Raw genomic sequence first — 25321 nt, forward strand, 5'->3', positions numbered from 1 at the left:
GGGCTCGGCGGTCTCTGCCTACCTTCAGCCCATCTCGCGGGCCAGTTTGCGCAGTTCGAACTTCTGGATCTTGCCGGTGGAGGTCTTGGGCAGCTCCTGAAACACCACGTGTTTGGGCGTCTTGAACCCGGCCAGCTGCTCACGCGCAAAGGCGATAAGGCCGGGGCCATCCACCGACGCGCCGCTTTTCAGCTCCACGAAGGCGCAGGGCACCTCGCCCCATGTCTCGTCCGGTTTCGCCACGACCGCGGCCAGCATCACTTCCTCATGGTTCATCAGCACCCCTTCGACCTCGACGGAGGAGATATTCTCGCCTCCAGAGATGATGATGTCCTTGGCGCGGTCCGCGATCTGGATATAGCCGTCACCATGCTGCACCGCGATATCACCGGAATGGAAATAACCGCCCTCAAAGGACGCCTGCGTGGCCTTCGGATCGCGGTAGTACCCCTTCATCACCGAATTTCCGCGGATCATGATTTCTCCCTGCACCGTGCCGTCCAGAGGGACAGGGGACAGGGCATCGTCCGTGACCACGATGTCCTCCATCATGGGAAAAGCCACGCCCTGCCGCGCCTTGATCGCTGCCCGCTCCGGCCCCGCCAGCGCGTCCCACTCGGCCCCGCGCCACAGGCACTCGGTCACATGGCCATATGTCTCCGTCAGACCGTAGACCTGCGTGACGTTGAAGCCGAGGTCTTCGATCTTGGCCAATGTGGCAGGCGCCGGTGGCGCTCCGGCGGTGAAAACCTCCACCGGGTGGGGCAGCGCGCGGCGTTCGTCAGCGGGCGCATTGACCAGCATGTTGAGCACGATGGGCGCGCCGCCCAGATGGGTGACGCCTTCCTCTGCGATCGCGCCAAAGATCGCCGGTGCCGTGATGTCGCGGCAGCACACCACCGTGCCGCCAATCAGCGGCATCATCCAGCTGTGGTTCCAGCCGTTGCAATGAAACAGCGGCACGATGGTCAGGTAGATCGGATGCAGCACCATTCGCCAGCTGATCACCGTGCCCATGGTCATGAGGTACGCCCCGCGGTGGTGGTAGACGACCCCCTTGGGGCGCCCCGTGGTGCCGGAAGTGTAGTTGAGCGAGAGGCTCTCCCATTCGTCCTGCGGCAGGATCCAGTCGAACGCCGGATCCGCTCCGGCCAGCATCTCCTCGTAGGTCTCATACCGGCCCGACGCGGGGTAGCCTGCGCCGGGGTCGGGTACCTCGATCAACAGCGGCGGGGTGCCCTCCAGTCGCGCGCAGGCGGCCTCTGCCAGCTCCAGGAACTGGCGGTCCACCAGCACCACCTTCGCCTCGCCATGACCGAAGATATAGGCCACCGTCTCCACATCCAGCCGCGTGTTGATGGTGTTCAGCACAGCACCGCAGGCGGGCACGCCGAAGCCGGCCTCGACCTGTGCGGGCACGTTGGGCAGCAGGGTGGCCACCACGTCGCCCGGGACCACACCGCGCGCCGCCAGCGCCGAGGCCAGCCGCGTGCAGCGCGCATGGTACTGCCTATAGCTCACCCGATGCGCGCCGTAGATCACCGCCAGGTGATCCGCAAACACCGCGGCCGCCCGGCGCAGATGCGACAGGGGCGTCAGTGGCACATGGTTGGCGGCACATTTCTCCAGCCCGGTTTCGTCTTTCATCCACCCCATACGGCGCTCCTCTCCCTTTGCGCTTGGCAGTTTACGCCGCGCAGCGCTATGACACTATTGTTCCCGGTGCATCTGGAAAGTCAATTGTCATACATTTGGATCGCCTGCCGCTACAGGTGCCGCCGGTGATCATCTCGACCGGGCGGCGCTACATCTTCGTGCATATCCCCAAGACGGGCGGGACCTCTCTGGCCACCGCTCTGGAGGCGCGGGCGATGCGGGATGATCTGCTGATCGGCGACACCCCCAAGGCACGTCGTCGCCAGCGCCGGTTGGCGGGGCTGAGCCCGCGCGGCCGGTTGTGGAAACACAGCACACTTGGCGATATCGACGGGATCGTCGGCGTACCCGAGATGGCCGGGATGCTGGTCTTCACGCTGGTGCGCAACCCGTGGGACAGGGTGGTCAGCTACTACCACTGGCTGCGGGAGCAAGGGTTCGATCACCCGGCCGTGGCCGCATCGCAGGCCTTTGAGTTTGCGGATTTCCTGCAGGTCAGCCATGTGCAGGAAAGCCTCCGGGCCAGCCCGGCGCGTCATTACCTGACCGATGCGACCGGGCGCGAACAGGACGCGCTCTATATCCGGCTGGAGCATTTCACTCGCGATGCAGCACCGCTCTTTGCGCATCTGGGCTTTGAGATCACGCTGCCGCGATGCAACGCCTCCAAGCGGCCCGCAGACTATCGGCGTTGCTATGACACCGCGAGCGCGGAGACGGTGGCGACCCTCTGCGCGGAAGATATTGCGCGCTTCAGGTACCGGTTCGAAAGGCAGGATGTTGAGGAGTGATGCACCCGCCCGGCAGCACCGCCGGGCGTCCCTGCTTGATACCCAACCGCCATGGAATTGAAAGCGCGCCGCGCTGGCGCGCCCTCACATCCTCAGGCCGCCGTCTTTTGCGGCGCGAAGCGACCGTAAAAGCTCTGCCCCTTCTCCGCCATCTCGCGCAGCAGGTCGGGACAGGTGAACCGTTCGCCAAAGGCTGCCGTCAACTGGTCACACCGCTCCGCCGCATAGGCCGATCCGATCATGTCGAGCCAGCTCAGCGGGCCGCCCGACCATGGCGCAAAGCCCCAGCCGAGGATCGCGCCCACATCGCCTTCGCGGATGTCCATCAACACACCTTCCTCCAGCGCGCGCACGGCCTCCAGCGACTGCGCGAACAGCAGGCGGTGTTGCACATCGATCAGCTCGGGCTGCTCCTGAAGGGTCGCATATTGTGCGCTCAGCCCGTCCCAGAGGCCCTGTCGCTTGCCCTTCTCGTCGTAGCTGTAGAACCCGGCGCTGGACTTGCGCCCCAGCCGTCCGAGGTCCTCCATCCAGAAGATCACCTCATCCACGGCACCATCCGGGTAGGCGTCACCCATGGCCGATTTCGTGGCCCGCGCGATCTTGGCGCCCAGATCAATCGATGTCTCATCGACCAGCTGCAGCGGCCCCAATGGCATGCCCACCAGCCGCGCGGCATTTTCGATCAGCGCGGGCTCCACACCCTCGGCCACCATCCGGATGCCTTCATTGATGTAGGGAATGATGCAGCGATTGGCGTAGAAGAACCGCGCGTCATTGACCACGATGGGTGTCTTGCGGATCTGCCGCACGTAGTCGAGCGCCTTGGCCACGGCCCGGTCACCTGTCTCCTTGCCCTTGATGATCTCCACCAGCAGCATCTTCTCCACCGGAGAGAAGAAATGGATCCCGATGAACTGACCCGCGCGACGCGATGCCTTGGCGAGTTCGGTAATGGGCAGGGTCGAGGTGTTGGAGGCAAAGATGCAGTCCTCGTCGATCACCGCTTCCACCTTGTCGGTCATCTCCGCCTTGACCTTCGGGTCCTCGAAAACCGCCTCGATGATCAGATCGCAGCCCTTGAGCGCGCCCAGATCGGTCGTCGCCGTGATCAGGCTCAGCAGCTGCTCTTTCTTCTCTGGCGTGGTCTTTTTGCGCTGGATGCCCTTGTCGGCGAAAGTCGCCGTATAGGCGCGGCCCTTGTCCGCGGCTTCCTGCGTCTGGTCGATCAGCACCACCTCAATGCCCGCCTGGGCGGAGACCAGCGCGATGCCCGCCCCCATCATGCCCGCGCCCAGCACGCCCAGTTTTTTCACCCGCTGGTCCGGTACATCCGCAGGGCGTACGGCGCCCTTCTCCAGCGCCTCCTTGTTGATGAAGAGCGAGCGGATCATCGCCTCGGAGCTTGGGTTCATCAGCACGGAGGTGAACCACCGCGCCTCGATCTTCAGCGCCGTGTCAAAGGGCACCAGCGCGCCCTCATAGACCGCACTCAGCAACGCCTTGGCTGCCGGATAGACCCCTTGGGTCTTGCCGTTGACCATGGCCGAGGCGCCGACAAATGTCATGAAGCCCGCCGGATGGTAGGGCGCACCGCCGGGCATCTTGTAGCCCTTGGCGTCCCAGGGCTTGACCAGATCCGCGTCCTTCGCTGACAACACCCAGGCGCGCGCATCGGCCATCGGATCAGCGCTGACCTCGTCGATCAGCCCCGCCGCCTTGGCTGCGGCAGGTGCCACCAGCTTGCCCTCCAGCAGGAAGGGGGAGGCCGACATGGCGCCCATCTTGCGCACCAGTCGCGTGGTCCCGCCCGCACCGGGGAAGATCCCCACCATGATCTCGGGCAGGCCGATCTTGGCCTTGGGGTTGTCGGCGGCAAAGACCCGGTGGCAGGACAGCGGCAGCTCCAGCCCGATGCCCAGAGCCGTACCCGGCAGCACGCAGGCCACCGGCTTGCCGCCCTTCAGCGTCTTCGGGTCCATGCCCGCGCGCTCGATCTTGCGCAGCAGCCGGTGCATGTCCATGACGCCGTCAAAGAGCCCTTTGGCCGGGTTCTCGCCCGCATCCGCTTTCATTTTTGCGATCAGGTTGAGATCCATACCCCCCGCAAACGAGCCATCCTTGCCGGATGTCAATATCACACCCTTGATGTCCCCATCCGCCAGTGCAGCGTCAATCAGCTCTTCCAGCTGCGCCAGCCCCTCGTAGGACATCACGTTCATGGATTTGCCGGGCACGTCCCAGGTGATCGTTGCAATGCCATCTGCGTCGGTGGTTGAAGTAAACTCGGTCATGTCCGGGTCCTTTCCTGAATTTTCTGAAGCGTCACGAGAGCCTTGCCGGGCCTCGGCACATTGTAGGGGTAGCGTTTGTTCTGGAGCGCGTTGGTTACCGATTTCAGGTACCAGTCGGTGTTCTGACGTTTCAGCACCATGCGCGATTTTACCGGTCCGAAAACGCAGGCCTCGCCCGCGCGGAACTCTGTCGCGTGATAGCCGCAGATCAGATCGGCAGAGATGAACTCCGCGCTCTCGGCACATCGCGCGATACGGTCCGCACCGTGTTTTGCCAGGGTCTGTCGCAGCCCGTCAAAAAACGGCCGCACGTCTTCCGGGCTGTCGATGATCGTATCGGTCGCCTCGGTATGCGACGAATAGGGGAACAGCATATGATTGCAGTAGCCGTCGAAATCGCCCGCGTTATTGGCCTCCGACAGTGCATCCAGAAAATCCTGATAGAGCCGCAAAGGCGAGACCGCCAGTTTCCGCACGTCGTCTTTCGGGGCCGCCGGTGCCGCCTTGCGCGCACCATCGCGCGGGGCACGTGGCATATGAATGGGCCAGTGCGGGTTTTGTAGCGTCGTTTCTGTTTCCAGCATCTTCCAGATCCCTGCATCGCATATCAGCACCATGCGGTTGGTGTAGCTTTCAATGACCGGCAGCGCGTCCCGCAGCGTGTGGGTGACGTGGTGACCGGTGATGTATTGCGGGCTCAGGTATGTCGCATCCGTTGCCAGCCGTACCAGTTGCGTCGCGCCGAGCGCCTTGACCGCCTGCGCAAAGACCCCGAACCCCTGTATCAGGTCCTCCGGTGTCTCCATCACCGCTTCGCTTTGGGCGGTGCGCACCAGATGGGGCAGCTTTGCGCGGGCCATGAGGCCAGGTCCATCCTCCTCCATGATCGCCCGGGACACGGCATCGAGCGCATCCTGGTAGATCACGAGAGCCCTGGCGTCGCTCACCTCCGTCAGACCCTTTCGATGATCGTGGCCGCCCCCATGCCGGAGGCGATACAGAGCGTCGCCAGACCCACCTCCTTGTCGCTGCGCTCCATCTCGTCCAGCAGGGTACCGATGATCATCGCACCCGTCGCGCCCAGCGGGTGACCCATGGCAATCGAGCCACCGTTGACGTTGACCCGGTCGCTGTCCACCTCAAAGGCCTGCATGAAGCGCAGGACAACGGCGGCAAAGGCCTCGTTCACCTCGAAGAGGTCGATGTCACCGATCGTCATGCCATTGTCGGCAAGGATCTTTTCGGTCACCGGCACCGGGCCGGTCAGCATGATGGTGGGGTCGGTGCCGATCTTGGCCGTGGCCCGGATGCGCGCCCGGGGCGTTAGCCCGTGCGCCTCGCCGAATGCCTTGGACCCGATCAGCAGCGCCGCCGCCCCGTCCACGATCCCGCTGGAGTTACCCGCATGGTGAATGTGGTTGATCCGCTCCAGATGCGGGTATTTCATCAGCGCGACCTTGTCGAAACCGGGCATGACCTCGCCCATGGCCTGGAACGCCGGGTTCAACCCGCCGAGGCTCTGCATGTCTGTCTGGGGGCGCATGTACTCGTCATGATCCAGGATCGGCAGACCGTTCTGATCGCGGATCTCGATGACCGATTTTTCAAAGCGGCGCTCGTCCCAGGCCTGTTTCGCCCGCCGCTGGGATTCGACCGCCAGATGGTCCGCGTCATCGCGCGTAAACCCGTACTCGGTCGCGATGATGTCAGCACTGATGCCCTGCGGTACGAAATACTGTTCCATGGCGATGGAGGGATCCACGGCAATCGCCGCCCCGTCCGAGCCCATGGCGACCCGGCCCATCATCTCCACACCCCCGGCGATATAGGCCTCGCCCGCACCGCCCCGCACCTGATTGGCTGCGATGTTCACCGCCTCCATGCCGCTGGCACAAAAGCGGTTGATGGCGAGCCCCGGGATCCGCTCATCCAGATCCGAGGCCAGTACGGCAGAGCGCGCCAGGCAGCCCCCCTGTTCCATCACCTGGGTGACATTGCCCCAGATCACGTCCTCGACCGCGTGACCTTCGAGGTTGTTGCGCTCCTTCAGGGCGTTCAACGTGAGGGCCGACAGCCGCAGCGCGGTCACCTCATGCAGGGACCCGTCCTTGCGCCCTTTGCCGCGCGGGGTGCGCAGCGCGTCGTAGATATAAGCCTCGGTCATGTCATCTGTCCTTCTTCGAGATGCTCATCGAGCAACTTGGATAAATAGTCCGCTTCCCCTCAACTGAGGCTGACGTGCGCACGTGTCTCGCCATCGTTGAAGCGAAAGGTGATAGGGTTTGTGGCATCCATGGTTTCGTACATCACAAGACCATCTGAAAGGCGTCTGCGTTGACATTCGATGCCGCACCATAGCCTGAATGTGTCTAACCAACGCGACATCGTCTTCCTTTCAAGCGCGGTCCGCGGGACTGCCCGGCATCAGATCATAAGGTGCCTTCCAGCCGGGAGTATCGCTCAACCGCGTCAGCCAAGCGTCGATGTTGGGCCAATCCGTCCGGTTGAACCCAAAGGGCTCCGGGTAATAGAGATAGCCGCAACAGCTCAGATCCGCATTGGTGATCCCGTCGCCCACGATCCAGTCCCGCCCTTGGAGGTGATCGTTCAGCACCTCATAGGCCGCCTTCAGCCGCCCCTGCTGAAAGGCGATGACCTCTGTGGGGCGCTTGTCTTCGGGCAGGAAGTTCATCAGGAATCGCGTCATCCCGGCCGCTGAGCTCAGCTTGTGGTTATCCCAGAACACCCACCGCAGGATCTCGCGCCGTTCGTCCGCATCCCGACCCCCGAACTTGCCGGATTTCTCCGATACATAGTCCTGAATGACCCCCGATTGGGTCAGACGCAGATCGCCGTCCACGAGAATGGGCACCTCGCCCATCACGCTGACTTCTGCACGGTAGGCGGGCGTACGGGTCTCGCCTCCGAAGAAGTCCACCTTGACCGGCTCCCACGCAAGACCGGACAGCTCCAGCGCCAGTGCCGCCTTGTAGGAGTTCCCGCTCTCGCCGAAGCAATGGAGTTTCAGGCTCATGTGATATCCTTTTCGATTGAAAACCGCCCATCGTCGACGGGATCGCCAACGTGGTCGCTCAGGTCGGCCCCGCCGTGGCTGATCACACCCGCGGCAGCGCCTTCGCAGGAAGGCATGTCGCCGATTGAGTTTATTTGGCAAGATGAAAGAGCTGCGTTGATCATTTGTTTACCTAGAATGCCATAGCATCGGTCTTGCGGGGCAGGCTGGAGAGCCGAGCGTCGTGCAAGGTGACGCTCTGTTTTCACGGCCTCGGTGTATCGCCGCCCGATGAAAACAGAGCGGAGCTTCCCTGTCATCTTGCCAGAAAAACTCCCGCCGGAGGCTCCGACAGGGGCGTCAGGGGGAGCGGTCAATCCGCTCGCACCCCCGGCGGCAAACCAGCGGTTATCGGGCCTTGCTTCGTGATCCTGAGCTGCTCTAGCCACCTGACCGTCACCCCGTTCTGACTCGTTGCACCTTCGGACCGATGTCCAAGGCGGCGCGCCCCGCGTCATCTCGCCCGTGGCGCCCGGTTCGGTTGCCCGGGCCGCCCCCGGATTTCGTCAGAACTGCGCTGCCTCCAGCGCCATCACCGGTTCCGCTCCGCTCTGGATCCGCGTCAGATGCAGCGCCGTCGCGGGCAATTGCCGCGCCATATAGTACCGCCCTGTATGAAGCTTGCCTTCAAAGAAATCCACATCTGTCGTCCCGGCCGACAGTGCCGACAGCGCCGCCTTGCCCATCTTGGCCCACATCAGGCCCAGACAGACATGACCGAACATATGCATGAAATCATAAGAGCCCGAGAGCGCGTTGTTCGGGTTCTTCATGCCGTTTTGCATGAAATACATTCCGGCTGCCTGCAGATCCTTGCTCGCGGCCTTCAGGGGCTCCAGGAATTGCGCATCAAAGGCGGCATCCTGTCCGGCACTCTCCTTGATGAACGACTTTACCAGATCAAAGAATGCCATCACGTGCTTGCCTCCGTCCTGGGCCAGCTTGCGCCCCACCAGATCCAGCGCCTGAACACCATTGGCCCCTTCGTAGATCATGGCGATCCGCGCATCGCGGGCAAACTGCGACATGCCCCATTCCTCGATGTAGCCATGCCCGCCGTAGACCTGCTGGGCCTTGACGGTCATGTCATAGCCCTGATCGGTCAGGAACCCTTTGATCACTGGTGTCAGCAGGGAGACCAGACCATCCGCATCCTTGTCGTCCGACCGATGGGCCGCGTCGATCATCGCAGCCCCCCACAGAAGGAACGCCCGCGCGCCCTCGGCAAAGCTCTTCTGGTCCATCAGGCTGCGGCGGATGTCGGGATGCACGATCAGCGGGTCCGCCGGGCCATCGGGGTTCTTTACGCCCGTGACATCCCGCCCCTGAAGCCGGTCCTGCGCATAATCCAGCGCATTCTGATAAGCGACCTCCGCCTGGCTCATGCCCTGCATGCCCACACCCAGCCGCGCTTCGTTCATCATGGTGAACATGGCGCGCATGCCCTTGTGCTCCTCACCGAGCAGATAGCCCACAGCGCCGTCGTAGTTCATCACGCAGGTGGAATTGCCGTGGATGCCCATCTTCTCCTCGATCTTGCCCACGGCCACGCCGTTGCGCGCGCCAAGCGAGCCATCCTCGTTCACCAGGAATTTCGGCACGATGAAGAGCGACACACCCTTGATCCCCTCCGGCGCGCCGGTGATCTTGGCCAGCACCAGATGGATGATGTTGTCGGCCATGTCGTGCTCACCGGCGGAGATAAAGATCTTCTGCCCCGTCAGCTTGTAGGACCCGTCCCCCTGCGGCTCCGCCTTGGTGCGCATCAGCCCCAGGTCCGTGCCGCAATGGGGCTCCGTCAGGTTCATGGTCCCGGTCCAGTCGCAGGACACCATCTTGGGCAGATAGGTTTCCTTCTGCGCCTGTGTCCCATGTGCGAGAATGGCAGAGGCCGCGCCATGGGTCAGACCCTGATACATCGTGAACGCCATATTGGCGGAGGAGAACATCTCCCCCACGGCAGTGCCGATCACGCAGGGCATGTTCTGGCCACCGAATTCCTCGGGCATATCCAGCCCGGGCCAACCGCCTTCCTTGACCTGTTCGAAGGCGTCCTTGAAGCCGGTAGGCGTGCGCACCACGCCGTTCTCCAGCGTGCAGCCTTCGGTATCGCCCACCACATTCAGGGGCGCCAGCACGGCTGAGGCCAGTTTGCCTGCCTCTTCCAGAATGGCAGCCGTGAAATCAGCCTCCAGCTCGTCATAGCCGGGGATCGTCTGCTCGGTCACCTTCAGCACGTCATGCAGGACGAATTGCAGATCCTTGGCGGGGGCGGTGTAGCGGGGCATATCGGTCTCTCCCTGATAAACAGTCGTGAGCTTTTGGTTATTCGGCGGCGCTGCGGGGCGCGCGCATGGAGGTCAGCATTTCTTCGCCCCATTTCAGCTGGTCGGTCAGATCGGCAATGGCGGCGTCGAGCGCGGCGCGCTGTCGCTTCATCTCGCCCAGACGCTTCTGACCCACGGCATAGGAGGCCTCCAGCTGGCTTTGCTGCTGATCACCACGGTCATAGAGGTCCAGCAGCTGGCGCAGCTCTTCGAGGTTGATGCCGAACTTCTTGCCGCGCAGGATGAGCTTGAGCCGCGCGCGGTCGCGGCGCGTGAAAAGCCGCTTCTGACCGTCGCGCAGCGGAAACAGCAATTCCTTGGATTCGTAGAATCGCAGCGTACGCGGCGTTACGCCAAAGGCATCGCACATCTGCCGGATGGTCATCGTTTCTTGGGTCATGGCAGGGCCTTTTCGGGAACGTGTGTTGGGCTACAGCTACGGGTTGTTCGCTCTTCTACAAGGCTCGGCGAGGTTGACGTAAGTCCGACGTCACGTCACTCTGGCGACTGTCTTAACGGAACGCGGAAAAACGCCGCCTTGCCCTGGCGCGCCTTCGGGTCCGGAGGGTGGCTTTTGGACAAAAATCCACCGCAGCGGGCGGCGGAGTGGCCCCGCATCCGGCTTTTTCGAGGTTTGGCGCAGACCGTCGGGGCAGGCGGGCCCGGTCATTGGACCGGGCAGCCACCGATCCCCCTCGATGGGGGTGAGGAGGCTTTCCCCCTTTTCCTGAGCGGTTTCCCTCAGAGGCGTGCCTTGATCCCGGACGTCCCGTCGCCCGGTGCCAGCCGCGTCAACCCTGGCCCAGCTCTCCGGCGACGCTGTCGCGCAGATCGCGCAATTCCGTGATGGCGTCTTCCAGCTGGCTGCGCTGTTCCGCCAATTCCTGCAACTGGCTGTCGGCCAGCTTGATCCAGGCGGCCATCTGCGCTTCGGTGCCCTCGTTCTCGTAGATCAGCAGCCACTGGCGGATGTCTTCGAGTTGAAAGCCGAACTTGCGCCCGCGCAGGATCAGCTTCATCCGCGCCCGTTCGCGCGGCCCGTAAAAGCGCGCGCGCCCCTCGCGGTCGGGCTCCAGCAATTCGATATATTCATAGTAGCGCAACGTGCGGGGCGTCACGTCGAACGCGGCGCACATCTCTTTGAACGTCAGGCGCTCGTCTGCCATACGGTCTCTCCCTTGATCTCAGGCTAGGACGGCCCGGCGCCAAGCGCAACCGTCGCTCTTGCCCTCGCCGCCGCAATGCGTTGATAAAGGCGGCAGACGGCGGGCGGTGTGCCCGTCGCAACACGGAAAGCGCATGGCCACAAAGACCGATATCGCCCGGCAGTTCATCGAAGCGATCCCCCACAGCAAGGCGCTCGCCATGCGGCTCACCTCCATCGGGGACGGTGAGGCGACCATCCTGATGCCCTATGACGCCAAGCTCGTGGGCGATCCGGAAACTGGCGTGATCCACGGCGGGGCGGTCTCCGCGCTGATGGATACCTGCTGCGGCGCCGCGGTGATGAGCCATCCGGCCAGTCCCGGCGGCACGGCCACCATTGATCTGCGCATCGACTACATGCGCGCCGCCACGCCCGGTCAGCCGATCACGGCCCATGCCACCTGTTACCACGTGACCCGCACGGTGGCCTTCGTCCGCGCCACCGCCACGGATGCCGATACCGGCAATCCGGTCGCTGCCGCTACCGGTGCCTTCACGGTGGAGGGGGCCGCGTGAAAGCACCCCGCCGCCCACCCGAGCCCGTTCAGGTCATCAAGCAGCGCCGCGATGCGACCCTGCGCGCGCTGGTGGAGGGGGTGCCCTACATCCGCTATCTCGGCATGCAGTTCGAGCGCAAGGGTGACGAGCTTACCGGCGTGTTGCCTTTCGACCAGAAACTCATCGGCAACCCGATGCTGCCCGCGATCCACGGCGGGGTGACCGCCGCGTTTCTGGAGGTCACCGCCATCGTGACGCTCAGCTGGACCTATCTGTGGGAAGACATCGAATCAGGCGCCATCGACACCGCCACGCTGGCCGCCGGAGGTCTGCCGCGCCTGCCCAAGACCATCGACATCTCCACCGATTACCTGCGCTCCGGTCTGCCGCGCGACGCCTATGCCCGCGCGCGGGTCAACCGCTCCGGACGGCGCTACGCCAGCGTGCATGTGGAGGCCTGGCAGGACCACCGCGCGCGGCTCTTTGCCCAGGCCACAGGTCATTTCCTGATGCCCCAGCCCCGTGACTGACCAGCCCGCGACGGTCAGCCACCGGCGCGTCCTGAAAATCGCCCTGCCCATCGTGCTGTCCAACGCCACCGTGCCGATCCTGGGCGCGGTGGATGTGGGCGTCGTGGGCCAGATGGGCGAGGCCGCACCCATCGGGGCCGTGGGCCTCGGCGCGATCATCCTGTCGACGGTCTACTGGATCTTCGGCTTTCTGCGCATGGGAACCGTGGGGCTCGTCGGTCAGGCCGAAGGAGCAGGGGACAGCGACGAGGTCTCCGCCTGGCTCACCCGGGCGCTGATGGTGGCACTGGCGGGCGGCACAGCACTCATCGCGCTGCAGCCGCTGATCTTCTGGGCCGCGTTCCAGCTGGCGCCCGCCAGCGACGAGGTCGAGCGCCTCGCCAGCACCTACCTCACCATCCGCATCTGGACCGCCCCCGCGGCCATCGCCGTCTACGCGCTCACCGGCTGGCTGATCGCCATGGAAAAGACCGCCGCGGTCTTCTGGGTCCAGCTGGTGATGAACGGGGTCAACATCCTGCTCGACCTGATCTTCGTGCTGGGCTTCGGCTGGGGCGTTGCCGGCGTCGCCGTGGCCACCGTGATCGCCGAGCTGAGCGGTGCCGCCCTCGGCCTGTGGTTCTGCCGCGCCGCCTTCACACGTCCCGCCTGGCGCGACTGGCCGCGCATCTTCGACCGTGCGCGGCTCATCCGCATGGCGCTGCTGAACACCGACATCCTGCTGCGCTCGCTCATGCTGATGGTGATCTTTTCGTCCTTCGTCTTCATCGGGGCGCGGTTCGGCGATGTGACGCTGGCCGCGAACGAGGTGCTCATCCAGTTCATGTATATCACCGCCTATGCCATGGACGGCTTTGCCTTCGCGGCCGAGACGCTCATCGCCCGCGCCTACGGCCGGGGTGACCGGGCCTACGTGCGCCGCGCCGCCCTTGTCACCGCTTTCTGGGGTCTCATGATCTGCATCGGCACCGCGCTCGGCTTCGCGCTGGCGGGCGGGTGGCTCATTGACCTGATGGCCAAGAACGCGGAGGTGCAGGACACTGCCCGTGTCTTCCTGCCCTATATGATCGCGGCCCCCCTGCTCGGATGCGCCGCGTGGATGCTTGATGGCATCTTCATCGGCGCCACCCGCAGCGCGGACATGCGCAACATGATGGCACTCAGCTTTGCGATCTACTGGGCCGCGATCCTGATCCTGCTGCCGCTGCTGGACAACCACGGGCTCTGGCTGGCGCTGCTCATCTCCTTTGTGGCCCGCGGCGTAACGCTGGGCGCGCGCTACCCTGCGCTGGAAGCGGCGGCAGGGCGGGGGTAGCCCGTCGCTCCGCTCCCTGAATGGGTGCCTGCTTCAGTGCTATGCCCGTCGCCCGGCGGTATCGCCGGGCAGCCCCCGACCGCCCCCCGGGCGGGGGCTTCTCCCCCACCCGCGGTCACGGGCTGCCCTCATTTCCATGGTCAGACCAAGGGGTTTACGCCGCTCACGAGGTCGATGGTCAGTGCAGCACCATGGCCATGTCAGACGCCATACGATCCTACAGCCACGGCTCCCGCCCGGTCCCGACAGCCTCGGCCACCGTCGCAAACCCGTCCCGCGCCAACAGCGCGTCCAGCCCTTCGGCAATCTGCTGCACCAGCGACAGCCCGCCGTAAACCAGCGCCGTATAAAGCTGTACCGCCGATGCCCCGGCCCGGATCTTGGCATAGGCCTGTGCTGCACTGGCGACCCCGCCAACCCCGATCAGCGGCATGTCTACCTGCGTGGACAGCGCTGCCAGCACCCGCGTGGACCGCTCGAACAAGGGCTGACCCGACAGCCCGCCCGCTTCCTGCGCGTGACCGCTCGTCAGCCCCTCCCGGCTCAGCGTCGTGTTGGTCGCGATGATCGCGTCCACGCCCGCCTCCCGCGCGACGGCGGCGACATCGGCAAGCTCCGCCGCACTCAGGTCCGGCGCGATCTTGAGAAACACCGGCGTCTCGCCCCGCACCTCCATCACCCCGCCCAGCAAGGCCGCCAGCGCCGCTGGCCCCTGCAGATCCCGCAGCCGCTCGGTGTTGGGCGAGGACACGTTCACCGTCGCAAAGTCAACCACTTTGCAAACATGCGCCATGACCTTTGCAAAGTCGTCTGCGCGGTCCTCGCTCGCCTTGTTGGCGCCGAGGTTCAGCCCCACGGGTACGTGGCGCGGTGCCGACCGCAGCCGCGCGCTGATCGCTTTCATCCCGTCATTGTTGAACCCGAAGCGGTTGATCGCGGCCCGGTCCTCGCTCAGCCGAAACAGCCGCGGGCGCGGGTTCCCGGGCTGCGGCAGCGGGGTCGCCGCCCCCACCTCGACAAAGCCAAAGCCCGCGCGCCCCAGCGGTCCAACCGCTTCGGCGTTCTTGTCAAACCCCGCGGCCAGACCGACCGGGTTCGGCAGATCCAACCCCGCCACCCGGCTTTGCAACCGATCCGATGTCACCACCCCCGGCTGTGGCGCCAGCCCGCGCCGCAGCGCCGTGAGCGCGAGCCCGTGGGCGGTCTCCGGATCCACCCGGCGGAGGGCGGCCAGACCCAGCTGCTCCAACCCTGCCATCATGCGCCGCCGACCCTCGCAGGAAACACATGCACGCCCGCCACCAGCGGCAAAGGCTCCGACCAGAGCACATCGCTCAGCCGCAGCTCGCGGTAGAGGTGCGGAAACGGCTGCCCGCCCCGCGAGACTTCCCACCGCAGTTCCGCACCCAGGGGGTCTGCGTCCACCGCCAGCAGCATCAACCCTTCGGCCCCCGCAAAATGCTTGGCCGCCGTCTCCGCCGCCTGTTCGGCGGTGGAGAAATGCACATAGCCATCCGCCACGTCGATGGGGGCGCCATCGCTCCTGCCATCGGCCTGCAACCGGGCCCATTCGGGCGCGCGTAATATCTTGTAAATCACCATGCGCGCCGTGATGCCCGGTGCAGTCGGTCGGGTCAAGCACGGGGGCCGCGCGCCCGACCGTCCTCTTTTTCAGCGCCAGCGGGTGACGTCGCGGCGCCGCGGCCCCGGCAGCGCCCCGGGGCTTTGACACTGCCCGCGCGCCGGGTCACCATGCACCCCATAAAATCTCACAGGGGAGACACCATGAGACAGACCCTCACCGCCACTGCCATCCTCGCGCTCGGCGCCGGCATGGCACAGGCCGATTACACGCTGCACATCCTGCATACCAACGACATGCACAGCCGCATCGAATCCATCAACAAATACGATTCCACCTGCGACGCCGAGGGCGAGGCCGAAGGTGCCTGTTTCGGTGGCGTGGCGCGCGTGAAAACCGCGGTGGAGGCCAAGCGGGCCGAGCTTGCCGATGCCAACGTGCTGCTGCTCGACGCGGGCGACCCGTTCCAGGGCTCGCTCTTCTATTCCACCTACAAAGGTGCTGCGGAGGCCGAGTTCATGGAGGCCATCGGCTATGATGTCATGGCCGTGGGCAACCACGAATTTGACGACGGACCGCAGGGCCTCGCTGACTTCATCGAAAAGGTCAGCTTCCCCGTGGTCTCCGGCAACCTTGATCTTGCGGGCGAGCCCCTGCTGGCGGACGCCGTCGAAGACCACGTGGTGCTTGAGGTCGGCGGCCAGCGCATCGGTATCGTCTCGGCTCTGGCCACGGACACGGTGGAGACCTCCAGCCCGGGCGAAAACATCACCTTCGAGGATGAGATCGCCGCCCTCACCGCTGATGTCGCTGCGCTGGAAGCCGACGGCGTCACCATCATCATCGCGCTCAACCACGTCGGCCTCAACAAGGACCGTGAGATTGCCGCGGCCGTGCCCGGCATTGATCTGGTGATCGGCGGCCACAGCCACACGCTCATGAGCAATGACGACGAAGGCACGCCTGCCTACCCCGAAATGGTCGAGGGCACGCCCGTCGCACAGGCCTACGCCTACACCAAATACCTGGGCCATCTGGAAATCACATTCGACGATGAGGGTAACCTGACCGAGGTGTCGGGTGATCCCATGCTGCTCGACGCCTCCGTGACGCCCGATGCAGGCACCTTGGCGCGGATCGCCGAGATGGGCGCGCCCATCGAAGAGCTGAAACAGCGCGTCGTGGCCGAAACCGCCACCGACATCGTCGGCACGCGCGAGGATTGCCGCGCACGTGAATGCGCCATGGGCAACCTGATCACCGACGCCATGCTTGACCGGGTCAAGGATCAGGGCGTCGAGATCGCGATCCAGAACGGTGGTGGCATCCGCGCCAGCATCGACGCGGGCAAGGTGACCATGGGCGAGGTGCTGACAGTGCTGCCCTTCCAGAACACGCTGTCGACATTCGAGGTCACCGGCGAGGCGATTGTCGCCGCGCTTGAGAATGGCGTCAGCCAGTATGAGGATGGTGCGGGCCGCTTCCCCCAGGTCTCCGGCATGAGCTACAGCTTTGACGCCAGCGCCGAACCCGGCAGCCGGATCAGCGACGTGATGGTGGGCGGCGCGCCCATCGATCCCGCCAAGCTCTACGGTGTGGTCTCCAATAACTACGTCCGCAACGGCGGTGACGGCTACGCGATGTTCAAGGATGCGCAAAACGCATATGACTTCGGGCCGGATCTCGCGGATGTCATGGCGGAATTCCTCGCCGAGAACGGTCCCTACACGCCCTATACTGACGGGCGCATCACGGCCAAGTAAGCGCGCTGCCCTCTGACTGAAGACCAGCCATTCAGGCGTCGCCCGCGGACCCGGTCCCGGGCGGCGCCTCCTCCGCCAACCAGTCCCGAAAGGCCAGCAGCGCGGGCGGTGCCTCGCGCGCCAGAGGCCAGACAAGGAAGTAGCTGCCGATGCTCTCGGTCGTGTGATCGCTGGCCAAGACCAGCTGACCGCTGGCCAGATAGGGCTCCGCCACAAAGGTGGGCAGCAGCGCGATGCCTGAGCCATGCACCGCGGCCTGCGCCATCGTCGCGAACTGGTCGAACACCATGCCCGGCGGTGGCGATGCCTCATGCCCGAGGGCCTGCAGCCAACGGGCCCACCCCCGGGGCCGCGTGTCCAGATGCAACAGGTCATGACGCAGGATTTCCGCAGCCGTTGCCAGCGGCGCGGCCACCAGAGACGGCGCGCAGACCGCCACCACCGTCTCGGGCAGCAACGGCAGATACTGCACCCCGGGCCAGTCTTCCCGCCCGAAATGAATGGCCGCGTCAAACCGGCTCGTCCTGAAATCAAAGGGCGCCAGCCGCGTCGACAGGTTCACCGTAACCTCCGGGTGGCGCCGGGCGAAATCGCTCAGACGCGGTGCCAGCCAGTGCATGCCGAACGCGGGCAGGATGGCGAGGTTCAGCGCCCCGCCTGCCTCCAGCATCCGGGCGGCGACGGAGGCCTGCGCCAGCCGCTGCAGCACCGCCCGCACCTCGCTTACGTAGCGCGCGCCTGCGGGCGTCAGCACCAGCCCGCGCCCCTGCCGCGCCATCAACGCCACGCCCAGCTGGTCCTCCAGCGTCTTCAGCTGACGGCTCACGGCACTTTGCGTCTGGGCCAGCTCCGCGGCTGCCTGCGTGGCACTTCCCAGCCGCGCCGTGGCCTCGAAAGCCCGCAGGGCAGCGATCGACGGCAGATGGCGCGGCAGCCCGGACATATGCGGTTTCCTCATGAATGGCAGAAAAAACCATCGTTAGTCTTTTGCCCCGCGATTTGCAATAATATGGTCGATCGCCACCCCCGAGGAGGACTGCCATGAACATCGAGACACCCCTGCTGAAAGCCAAGGATGCGCCGGATCTCGGCACCTTCGACTGGTCCGACCCCTTCCGTCTGAGCCAGCAACTGGCCGAAGACGAGCGCATGATCCAGGACAGCGCCCGCGCCTACGCTCAGGAAAAGCTGCAACCCCGCGTGATTGAGGCTTACGAGAACGAAACCGTTGACGCGGGCATCTTCGCCGAGATGGGCGAGATGGGTCTGCTGGGCGTCACCTGCCCCGAGGAATACGGCGGGCTGGGCGGCTCCTACGTCTCCTACGGTCTCGTCGCGCGCGAGGTCGAGCGGGTCGATTCAGGCTACCGCTCCATGATGTCGGTGCAGTCCAGCCTCGTGATCTACCCGATCTACGCCTACGGCTCGGAGGCGCAGCGCCAGAAATACCTGCCGGGTCTCTGCGCGGGCACCCTGATCGGCTGCTTCGGCCTGACAGAGCCCGACGCGGGCTCCGATCCCGCGGGCATGAAGACCCGCGCCGAGAAGACTGCAAACGGCTACAAGCTGACAGGGTCCAAGATGTGGATCTCCAACGCGCCTATCGCGGATGTCTTCGTCGTCTGGGCAAAATCGGAAGAGCACGGCGGCAAGATCCGCGGCTTCATCCTCGAAAAGGGCATGAAGGGGCTCACCGCGCCCAAGGTCGGCAACAAGCTCAGCTTGCGCGCCTCAGTCACCGGCGAGATCGTGATGGACGGTGTCGAGGTGGGCGAGGATGCGCTCTTGCCCAATGTCCAGGGGCTCAAGGGTCCTTTCGGGTGCCTCAACCGTGCGCGCTATGGCATCAGCTGGGGCACCATGGGGGCGGCGGAGTTCTGCTGGCACGCGGCGCGCCAATACGGGCTCGACCGGCACCAGTTCGGCAAACCGCTCGCAGGCACCCAGCTGTTCCAGAAGAAACTCGCCGACATGCAGACCGAGATTGCCCTAGGGCTGCAGGCGTCGCTGCAGGTCGGTCGCCTGATGGATGCGGCCGAGGCCGCACCTGAGATGATCTCCATCGTCAAGCGCAACAACTGTGGCAAGGCGCTGGAGATCGCACGCCACGCCCGCGACATGCACGGCGGCAACGGCATCTCGGGTGAGTTCCAGGTGATCCGCCATATGATGAACCTGGAGACGGTCAACACCTACGAGGGCACCCACGACGTGCACGCGCTCATCCTGGGTCGGGCGCAGACGGGGATCCAGGCGTTTTTCTGACACGCCCCGGCGGGCGGTAATCGGACCGTCCCGCGCCCGTCTCGACAATCGCGGCAAATGCGGTAAAGACGGGACCATGACCTTGTCCGCCTCCGACGCCAACCGCGACGTCTACGAACGTCAGGCCGCCGCCTTCGATGGTCAACGCTCCCGCGCGTTGTTCGAGGCGCGCTGGCTGGCCCGCTTTGCCGCCTGCCTGCCCGATGGCGCCCGCGTGCTCGATCTCGGCTGCGGCGCGGGCGAGCCCATTGCCCGCTGGTTCATGGCCGAAGGGTTCCGGGTCACCGGCGTGGACTACGCCGACGCGATGCTCGACATCGCCCGCGCCCGCTGGCCCGACGGTGACTGGCGGCAGGGGGATATGCGCAGCCTCGATCTGGGCGCGCGGTTTGACGGCCTGATCGCCTGGGACAGCTTCTTTCACCTCACCCCGGACGAGCAGCGCGCCTGCATCACGCGCATGGCGGCGCATCTTTTACCCGGCGGGACGCTGATGCTGACCGTGGGGCCGGAGGCGGGTGAGCGCCACGGCACCGTCGGGGGAGAGCCCGTCTATCACGCGTCTCTCTCGCCCGCGGGCTATGCGAGCTGTCTGGAGGAGAACGGCCTGCGTCTCACCGGGTTTCTCGCCGAGGACGCCGAGACGGACAGCCACAGCGTTCTGATGGCGCGCAAGCTCTGAGCCGGGACAAGGGCCCGCGCGGGCCCTTGGGCGCCGGTATCAAACCTCTGGCCCCCAGGCAGCCGTCACGCTATCCGCGGCATATCAGGGCCGGTGTTGTTCCTGTGGCCTGCCGCGGTGCGAAGGGTCCGCGCGGACCCTTCCGCGCCCGTTAACGCTGTCGCGCCTCAAGGCGAAAGAAGCGCCAAAACCGACCCGTGCACCGACGCAATACCGACGTGGTACCGACGTTCTACCGACAGGGGATCCGGCTTGTTTTAAAGGCTCTTCCGGCCCTTTGGGCGAAGACTACTCACGCCGTTGCGCGCACGCTCCGGTAAGGTCTCGTCAGCCGCTCTCCCGCGGTGCCGGGGCACCGCCTTCAAACGCATTGCCGTGCACGTAGTCGCAGGGCGCTTCCTGCATCTCCAGATGCAAGGCTGTCCCGGTATAGGGGTGTGCGCGGGCCAGCGCTTCGTCCACCTCGATCCCGAGCCCCGGCGCCTCCGGCGGGGTCACGAAACCGTCCTCCACCCGGATGCTGCCCCGGATCAACGCACCGTGAAACGGTGTCTCGATGGTCTCGATCATCAAGAGGTTGGGCAGGCTCGCGGCAAGCTGCACATTCGCCGCCCATTCCACCGGTCCGGCGTAGAGATGCGGGGCCACCTGCGCGTTGTAAACCTCTGCCAGTGTTGCGATTTTCTTGGCCTCCCAGATCCCGCCCGCGCGGCCCAGAGCGGGCTGCAGGATGCTCGCCGCCCCGCTGCGCAGCACAGGGGCAAACTCGGCCTTGGTGCAGAGCCGCTCTCCGGTCGCAATGGGAATGCGCACGCCCGCCGCCACCTTCGCCATCTCACCCACCGCATCGGGGGGCACGGGTTCCTCGAACCAAAGCGGGGCGTAGGGTTCCAGCGCCTGACCCAGCCGGATCGCGCCCGCGGTGGTGAACTGCCCGTGCGTGCCGAAAAGCAGATCCGCCCGGTCCCCCACCGCGCCCCGGATAGCCCGGCAAAAAGCCACTGATTGCGCAATGTCGCGCATCCCCGGCATGTGCCCGCCCCGCAGGGTGTAGGGGCCCGCCGGGTCAAACTTCACCGCCGTATATCCTCTTGAAATACAGTCACTTGCAGCCTCGGCTGCCATCTCTGGCGAGGTCCAGAAATCATCTGGATTGTGCTGCGGCAGCGGGTACAGATAGGTATAGGCGCGGATACGGTCGTTCATCCGCCCGCCCAGCAGCGCCCAGACCGGTCGCTCGCGCGCCTTGCCCAGAATGTCCCAGCAGGCGATCTCCAGCCCGGAAAACGCGCCCATCACCGTGGGGTCCGGTCTCTGGGTAAAACCCGAGGAATAGGCGCGGCGGAACATCAGCTCGATGTTCTCGGCGCTCTCGCCCGCCATGTGCCGCGCAAAGACATCCTCGATCACCTTGCGCATGGCCTCGGGGCCCACGGCAGCGGCGTAGCACTCGCCCCAGCCGGTGATCCCGTCCGCCGTCGTCAGCTTTACCAGGATCCAGTAGCGCCCGCCCCATCCCGGGGCAGGGGGCGCCGTCACGATGATGTCGAGGTCCTTGAGACGCATGATCTTCCTTTCGCTCAGCCTTGGCGCGCGCTCTGTCCCAGCAGGATCACATTGCGCCGTGCCGCGCCCGTCTTGGTGTCGGCAATGGCGTCGTTGATCTGGTCCAGCCGCCAGCGACCGGAGATCAGCGCATCCAGTTCCAGCCGCCCCTGCGCATACAGATCCATCATCCACGGGATGTCCCGCTGGATCACCACATCACCCATCTTGGAGCCGATCATGCCCTGACCCAAGGCTGCCAGGACGACCGGTTCATAGGTCGCGCTTGCCCCCACATGCGGCATGCCGACCATGATCACCTTGCCACCGGGTCCCAGAAAGCGCGGCGCCTGATCGTAGGCGGGGATGGCACCGACGGTCACGATCACCGCATCGGCCCCGCGCCCGCCAAGCGCCGCCCGCACCGCGCGCCAGGGTTTGGGCTCGGTGGCCAGAACACCGCCCGTCGCACCGAATTCCGCCGCGATTTCAAGCTTTTCCGCGCTGAGATCTACCGCGACAATCCGCCGTGCGCCCGCGATCCGCGCGCCCTGAATGGCGTTGAGCCCGACACCACCGGCGCCGACGACGACCACATCCTGCCCCGCGCGCAACCGGGCGGCGTTGACCACGGCACCGACGCCCGTGATCACACCGCAGGCCACCAGACAGGCGGCCTCCTTCGGAACATCCGACGCGATCCGGACCACCTGGCTTTGCGCAACCACGACCTTTTCGGCAAACGCACCGCAGGCCATGGCCTGATGCAATGTGCCGCCCTCGGCGGTGGTGATCGGTCCCTTGTCGCCGTCATAGTGCGTCTCGCAGATCGTCGGTGCACCGCCCGCGCAGCTGGGACAACTGCCGCAGGCCCGGATCAGCGTCACCACGACGCTGTCGCCCGGTGCGACCCCTTCCACGCCCGGCCCGACCGCGCTGATCACGCCCGCGGCCTCATGCCCGTAGACCGCTGGCAGCGACCCACCCCAGGCGCCTTCCGCATAGGAGATGTCCGAATGGCAGATGGCGACCGCATCGAGCGTCACCTCCACTTCGCCCATCTCGGGGGCGCGCAGCCGGATGTCCTCAATCGTCAGCGGTGCGCCGAAGCGGTGACATACTGCGGCCTTGATGGTCTGCATAGGGGGCGTCTCTTCTCAGGGGTGCGCGGCAGCGCGGATCCTGTCACGGTGCCGCGATCACCGGGCCAGATGCAAGACGATAAGCGCAGCGCATTCGGTCTGCGCGACCCTAGGGTGCAGGCCGTTGTCGCGCAGCGCGGGGCGGGTAGGCCAGAAAAACGCCAAGACCCGCCGCGATCAACCCGGCTGACAGCAGGAACGGCGCACCGGGCAGCACCATCGCCGCCTCAGGCCCCGTAAAGGCGGCGAAGGTTGCCGTCATCACCAGAGGCGACAGGATCATCGCCAGCGCCATCAGGGAGGTGAGTGCGCCCTGCAACTCACCCTGCGCGTCCGGCCCCACCGTGCGCGACATAAGCCCTTGCAGCGCAGGCGTTATCACCGCCGCCAGCGCTGCCAGCGGCGTCAGGATCAGCGCCACAGTGCCGCTGCTCACAAAGGCCAGTGCGATGAAGGCCCCGATGTCAAAGAGGTGCCCGTAGATCACTGTGCCGCGGTCGCCCAGCACGCGCAGGATGGGCCGGATCAACCCGCCCTGAACAACGGCCATCATGATCCCGAAGAGCGCGAGGCTCAGCCCGATGGTCGCAGGTTCCCAGCCGAAACGCGCTTTGCCAAAGTAGGACCAGATCGCCGGATAGACCATGAACGCCACCTGATAGAGAAAGAACACCATCAGCAGCGGCCCCAGCCCCGGCAGGCGGCGCAAATGGCGCAGGCTGCCCAGCGGGTTGGCGCGTGACAGCTGGAAAGGACGGCGGATGGCATCCGTCACCGTTTCGCGCAGCACAAAAAATCCGAAGACTGCGTTGAGTGCTGCCAGCGCTGCGGCAGCGAGAAAGGGCGCCCGGGTGCCTGCCTCGGCCAGCAGCCCGCCCAGGAGCGGCCCCAGCACGAAGCCCACGCCAAAGGCCGCCCCGATCAGCCCGAAATTGGCTGCGCGTTGCTCAGGCGCGGAGATATCGGCCATATAGGCGTTGGCCGTCGATTGCGTGGCCGCGGTAATGCCGCCCACCACACGCCCGGCCAGCAGCAGCCAGATGCTGCCGGCCACCGCCATGACCAGATAGTCGAGCGCCATGACCACGAGCGACATCAGCAGCACGGGTCGTCGCCCGAACCGGTCCGAAATTCCGCCGATGACCGGACCAAAGAGAAACTGCATCACCGCGAAACTGGTGGACAGAACCCCACCCCAAAGTGCTGCGGTGCCCAGATCGACATCGCGCACCTCCTGCAGCAGATCCGGCATGACGGGGATGATCAGCCCGATCCCCATGGCATCCAGCATCACGGTGATCAGGATGAAGACAATCGGCGCGCGCATGCCCTAGCCAGCCCGCGCACGGGCAACAAAGGCCCGCGCCTCCTGCGGTGCCTGACCCAGCTGCGCGCCGGGATCGAACAGATCCGCGGGCAGATCGGGGTGGCGCGCGCGGGCGAGCTCCGCCAGGGGTGTGCCACTTTCCAGCGCCGACTGGCAGAGCGCGGTGGCAGCCTCCTTTGCCGCCAAGCGCGGCAGGGTGGTGGCCAGCGCAAAGCTCAGCGCCTCGGCGTGGCACAGCCCCCCGCGTATGGTCTCAGCCATGCGGTCGGGGACGGGGCGCAGACCTGCGGTGATGGCCCGGGCCTGGTGCAGTGCCGCGGCCGTGCCCAGCACGATCTGGGGCAAGGCCATCCATTCGGTGAACCAGGCGGTGCCATCGCGCTGGTGCTGGTGCACCGCGCCTGCCTGCAGCGCGCCCATCAGACCGTGGGTCTGCCGCGACAGGGCGACCAGCAGCGACGGACCGACCGGGTTCCTCTTTTGGGGCATGGTGGAGGATGCACCGGTGCCATCGAGGCGCACCTCCGCCACGTCGCTGCTGCTCAGCGCGATCAGGCTTTCGCCCATGCCGGCCAATGCGGCGCTGACCTGTCCCATCCAAGCTGCGATGCGCAGGATGGGCCCTCGGTCCGTGTGCCAACTGCGCCCGGGATCGCCGAGGCCCAGCCCGTCGGCGAGTGCTGCGCGCATGGCAGGGGCCTCGGACCCAAAGGCAGCTGCCGTGCCCGCGGCCCCTGACAGCGATACCCACAGGCTCGACGCGCGCAGCCCCGGCAGCGCGTCGCGCGCATCCAGCAGCGGCATTCCCCATTGCGCGAGCACGGCACCCCAACTGGTGGGTGTGGCGTGCTGGCCGTAGGTGCGCGCGGCCATGGGCAGCGCGGCATGCGCGTCGGCCTGATCGGCGAGGCTGCGGATGATCACGCCCAGGTCCTCTTCTGCCAGGAGCAGCGCCTGCCGCAGGCGCAGCATAAGCCCTGTATCCATGATGTCCTGCGAGGTCGCGCCCCAGTGGATGTATTGCGCGTGCTCGGGCGCTTTCATCTCCGCCCGGAAGGCCGCCACCAGCGCAGGGATGCAGACGCCGTCCTGACCCGTGGCCGCTGCCAGCGCGCCGGGATCGATCTGGATCTCCAGCCCGGCGCGGTGGATCGCCGCGGCACTCACCTCCGGGATGATGCCGTGCGCGCCCTGCGCCCGTGCCAATGCCCCCTCGACCAGCAGCATCGCGCGCAGTGCGGCACTGTCGGTAAAGAGCCGCCCCGTCTCTCCGGTCGCGCAGAACTGCGCAAAAAGCGGGCTGTCAAAGACGCTCGCAGCCATCG

23 protein-coding genes are annotated in these 25321 nt (G+C 65.6%); 7 read left to right on the top strand and 16 right to left on the bottom strand.

The features are described from left to right. Positions 1-24 precede the first annotated feature (24 nt). Complete coding sequence (locus tag Q1A53_RS17815) at positions 25-1656, bottom strand: AMP-binding protein (protein ID WP_299969016.1); 1632 nt, start codon at positions 1654-1656, stop codon at positions 25-27. 125 nt (positions 1657-1781) lie between these two features. Between Q1A53_RS17815 and Q1A53_RS17820 the strand changes: the two genes are divergently transcribed. Further along, positions 1782-2447 carry a sulfotransferase family 2 domain-containing protein gene (locus tag Q1A53_RS17820; RefSeq protein ID WP_299969018.1) on the top strand — a complete coding sequence of 222 codons (666 nt, stop codon included), beginning with the start codon at positions 1782-1784 and terminating at the stop codon, positions 2445-2447. A gap of 92 nt (positions 2448-2539) precedes the next feature. Here the strand turns inward: Q1A53_RS17820 and Q1A53_RS17825 are convergent, their stop codons facing one another. The 8 genes from Q1A53_RS17825 to Q1A53_RS17860 all read right to left on the bottom strand — a co-directional run bounded on the left by Q1A53_RS17825 (position 2540) and on the right by Q1A53_RS17860 (position 11307). Continuing rightward, complete coding sequence (locus Q1A53_RS17825; protein ID WP_299969020.1) at positions 2540-4741, bottom strand: 3-hydroxyacyl-CoA dehydrogenase NAD-binding domain-containing protein; 2202 nt, start codon at positions 4739-4741, stop codon at positions 2540-2542. Beyond that, entirely contained in the window at positions 4738-5688 is a 951-nt protein-coding gene (locus tag Q1A53_RS17830; RefSeq protein WP_299969022.1) for a hypothetical protein, read from the bottom strand. The genes Q1A53_RS17825 and Q1A53_RS17830 overlap by 4 nt, the downstream gene beginning before the upstream one ends. Before the next feature lie 5 nt (positions 5689-5693). Further along, positions 5694-6905: an acetyl-CoA C-acetyltransferase gene (locus Q1A53_RS17835; protein ID WP_299969024.1), complete on the bottom strand. Its 1212-nt coding sequence runs from the start codon at positions 6903-6905 to the stop codon at positions 5694-5696. A 231-nt stretch (positions 6906-7136) separates the two neighbouring features. After that, positions 7137-7775, bottom strand: coding sequence for a glutathione S-transferase family protein (locus Q1A53_RS17840; protein ID WP_299969026.1), 639 nt, complete (start codon positions 7773-7775; stop codon positions 7137-7139). Continuing rightward, positions 7772-8074: a hypothetical protein gene (locus tag Q1A53_RS17845; protein WP_299969028.1), complete on the bottom strand. Its 303-nt coding sequence runs from the start codon at positions 8072-8074 to the stop codon at positions 7772-7774. Before Q1A53_RS17845 ends, Q1A53_RS17840 begins: the two co-directional genes overlap by 4 nt. 246 nt (positions 8075-8320) lie before the next feature. Beyond that, the gene (locus Q1A53_RS17850) at positions 8321-10102 is read right to left on the bottom strand and encodes an acyl-CoA dehydrogenase C-terminal domain-containing protein (RefSeq protein WP_299969030.1); all 1782 of its coding nucleotides are present in this window, start codon (positions 10100-10102) and stop codon (positions 8321-8323) included. Between the two features lie 37 nt (positions 10103-10139). After that, the gene (locus Q1A53_RS17855) at positions 10140-10541 is read right to left on the bottom strand and encodes a MerR family DNA-binding transcriptional regulator (RefSeq protein WP_299969032.1); all 402 of its coding nucleotides are present in this window, start codon (positions 10539-10541) and stop codon (positions 10140-10142) included. A gap of 391 nt (positions 10542-10932) precedes the next feature. Continuing rightward, the gene (locus Q1A53_RS17860; RefSeq protein ID WP_299969034.1) at positions 10933-11307 is read right to left on the bottom strand and encodes a MerR family DNA-binding transcriptional regulator; all 375 of its coding nucleotides are present in this window, start codon (positions 11305-11307) and stop codon (positions 10933-10935) included. Between the two features lie 133 nt (positions 11308-11440). Between Q1A53_RS17860 and Q1A53_RS17865 the strand changes: the two genes are divergently transcribed. Genes Q1A53_RS17865 through Q1A53_RS17875 form a run of 3 tightly spaced genes read left to right on the top strand, consistent with a single transcriptional unit; the run spans position 11441 to position 13690 of the window. Continuing rightward, positions 11441-11863, top strand: coding sequence for a PaaI family thioesterase (locus Q1A53_RS17865; protein ID WP_299969036.1), 423 nt, complete (start codon positions 11441-11443; stop codon positions 11861-11863). After that, entirely contained in the window at positions 11860-12375 is a 516-nt protein-coding gene (locus Q1A53_RS17870) for a PaaI family thioesterase (protein ID WP_299969038.1), read from the top strand. Before Q1A53_RS17865 ends, Q1A53_RS17870 begins: the two co-directional genes overlap by 4 nt. Continuing rightward, positions 12368-13690 (top strand): MATE family efflux transporter, encoded by a 1323-nt coding sequence (locus Q1A53_RS17875; RefSeq protein ID WP_299969040.1) that lies wholly within the window; start codon positions 12368-12370, stop codon positions 13688-13690. Before Q1A53_RS17870 ends, Q1A53_RS17875 begins: the two co-directional genes overlap by 8 nt. A 217-nt stretch (positions 13691-13907) precedes the next feature. On the opposite strand, the gene Q1A53_RS17880 is transcribed toward Q1A53_RS17875, so the two are convergent. Together Q1A53_RS17880 and Q1A53_RS17885 are read right to left on the bottom strand one after the other, a co-directional pair. Continuing rightward, complete coding sequence (locus tag Q1A53_RS17880) at positions 13908-14948, bottom strand: quinone-dependent dihydroorotate dehydrogenase (protein ID WP_299969160.1); 1041 nt, start codon at positions 14946-14948, stop codon at positions 13908-13910. After that, on the bottom strand, positions 14948-15292 hold the full coding sequence (locus Q1A53_RS17885; protein ID WP_299969042.1) for a DUF952 domain-containing protein: 345 nt from the start codon (positions 15290-15292) through the stop codon (positions 14948-14950). The genes Q1A53_RS17880 and Q1A53_RS17885 overlap by 1 nt, the downstream gene beginning before the upstream one ends. Before the next feature lie 183 nt (positions 15293-15475). On the opposite strand from Q1A53_RS17885, the gene Q1A53_RS17890 reads away from it, so the two are divergent. Further along, complete coding sequence (locus Q1A53_RS17890) at positions 15476-17035, top strand: bifunctional UDP-sugar hydrolase/5'-nucleotidase (protein ID WP_299969044.1); 1560 nt, start codon at positions 15476-15478, stop codon at positions 17033-17035. Between the two features lie 31 nt (positions 17036-17066). On the opposite strand, the gene Q1A53_RS17895 is transcribed toward Q1A53_RS17890, so the two are convergent. Next, positions 17067-17993 (bottom strand): LysR substrate-binding domain-containing protein, encoded by a 927-nt coding sequence (locus Q1A53_RS17895; protein WP_299969046.1) that lies wholly within the window; start codon positions 17991-17993, stop codon positions 17067-17069. An 83-nt stretch (positions 17994-18076) separates the two neighbouring features. Between Q1A53_RS17895 and Q1A53_RS17900 the strand changes: the two genes are divergently transcribed. Then, positions 18077-19300: an acyl-CoA dehydrogenase gene (locus Q1A53_RS17900; protein WP_299969048.1), complete on the top strand. Its 1224-nt coding sequence runs from the start codon at positions 18077-18079 to the stop codon at positions 19298-19300. A gap of 76 nt (positions 19301-19376) precedes the next feature. Further along, positions 19377-19982: a class I SAM-dependent methyltransferase gene (locus tag Q1A53_RS17905; protein WP_299969050.1), complete on the top strand. Its 606-nt coding sequence runs from the start codon at positions 19377-19379 to the stop codon at positions 19980-19982. A 327-nt stretch (positions 19983-20309) separates the two neighbouring features. On the opposite strand, the gene Q1A53_RS17910 is transcribed toward Q1A53_RS17905, so the two are convergent. The 4 genes from Q1A53_RS17910 to Q1A53_RS17925 all read right to left on the bottom strand — a co-directional run bounded on the left by Q1A53_RS17910 (position 20310) and on the right by Q1A53_RS17925 (position 25319). Further along, entirely contained in the window at positions 20310-21548 is a 1239-nt protein-coding gene (locus tag Q1A53_RS17910) for a mandelate racemase/muconate lactonizing enzyme family protein (RefSeq protein ID WP_299969052.1), read from the bottom strand. A 14-nt stretch (positions 21549-21562) separates the two neighbouring features. Further along, positions 21563-22669, bottom strand: a complete 1107-nt coding sequence (locus Q1A53_RS17915) for a zinc-binding dehydrogenase (protein WP_299969054.1) — start codon at positions 22667-22669, stop codon at positions 21563-21565. 109 nt (positions 22670-22778) lie between these two features. Next, positions 22779-23996, bottom strand: coding sequence for a TCR/Tet family MFS transporter (locus Q1A53_RS17920; protein ID WP_299969056.1), 1218 nt, complete (start codon positions 23994-23996; stop codon positions 22779-22781). A gap of 3 nt (positions 23997-23999) precedes the next feature. Beyond that, complete coding sequence (locus Q1A53_RS17925) at positions 24000-25319, bottom strand: lyase family protein (protein ID WP_299969058.1); 1320 nt, start codon at positions 25317-25319, stop codon at positions 24000-24002. Between the last annotated feature and the right edge of the window lie 2 nt (positions 25320-25321).

This window comes from uncultured Roseobacter sp. (genome assembly GCF_947496515.1).
In the GTDB taxonomy this organism is placed as follows: Bacteria; Pseudomonadota; Alphaproteobacteria; order Rhodobacterales; family Rhodobacteraceae; genus Roseobacter.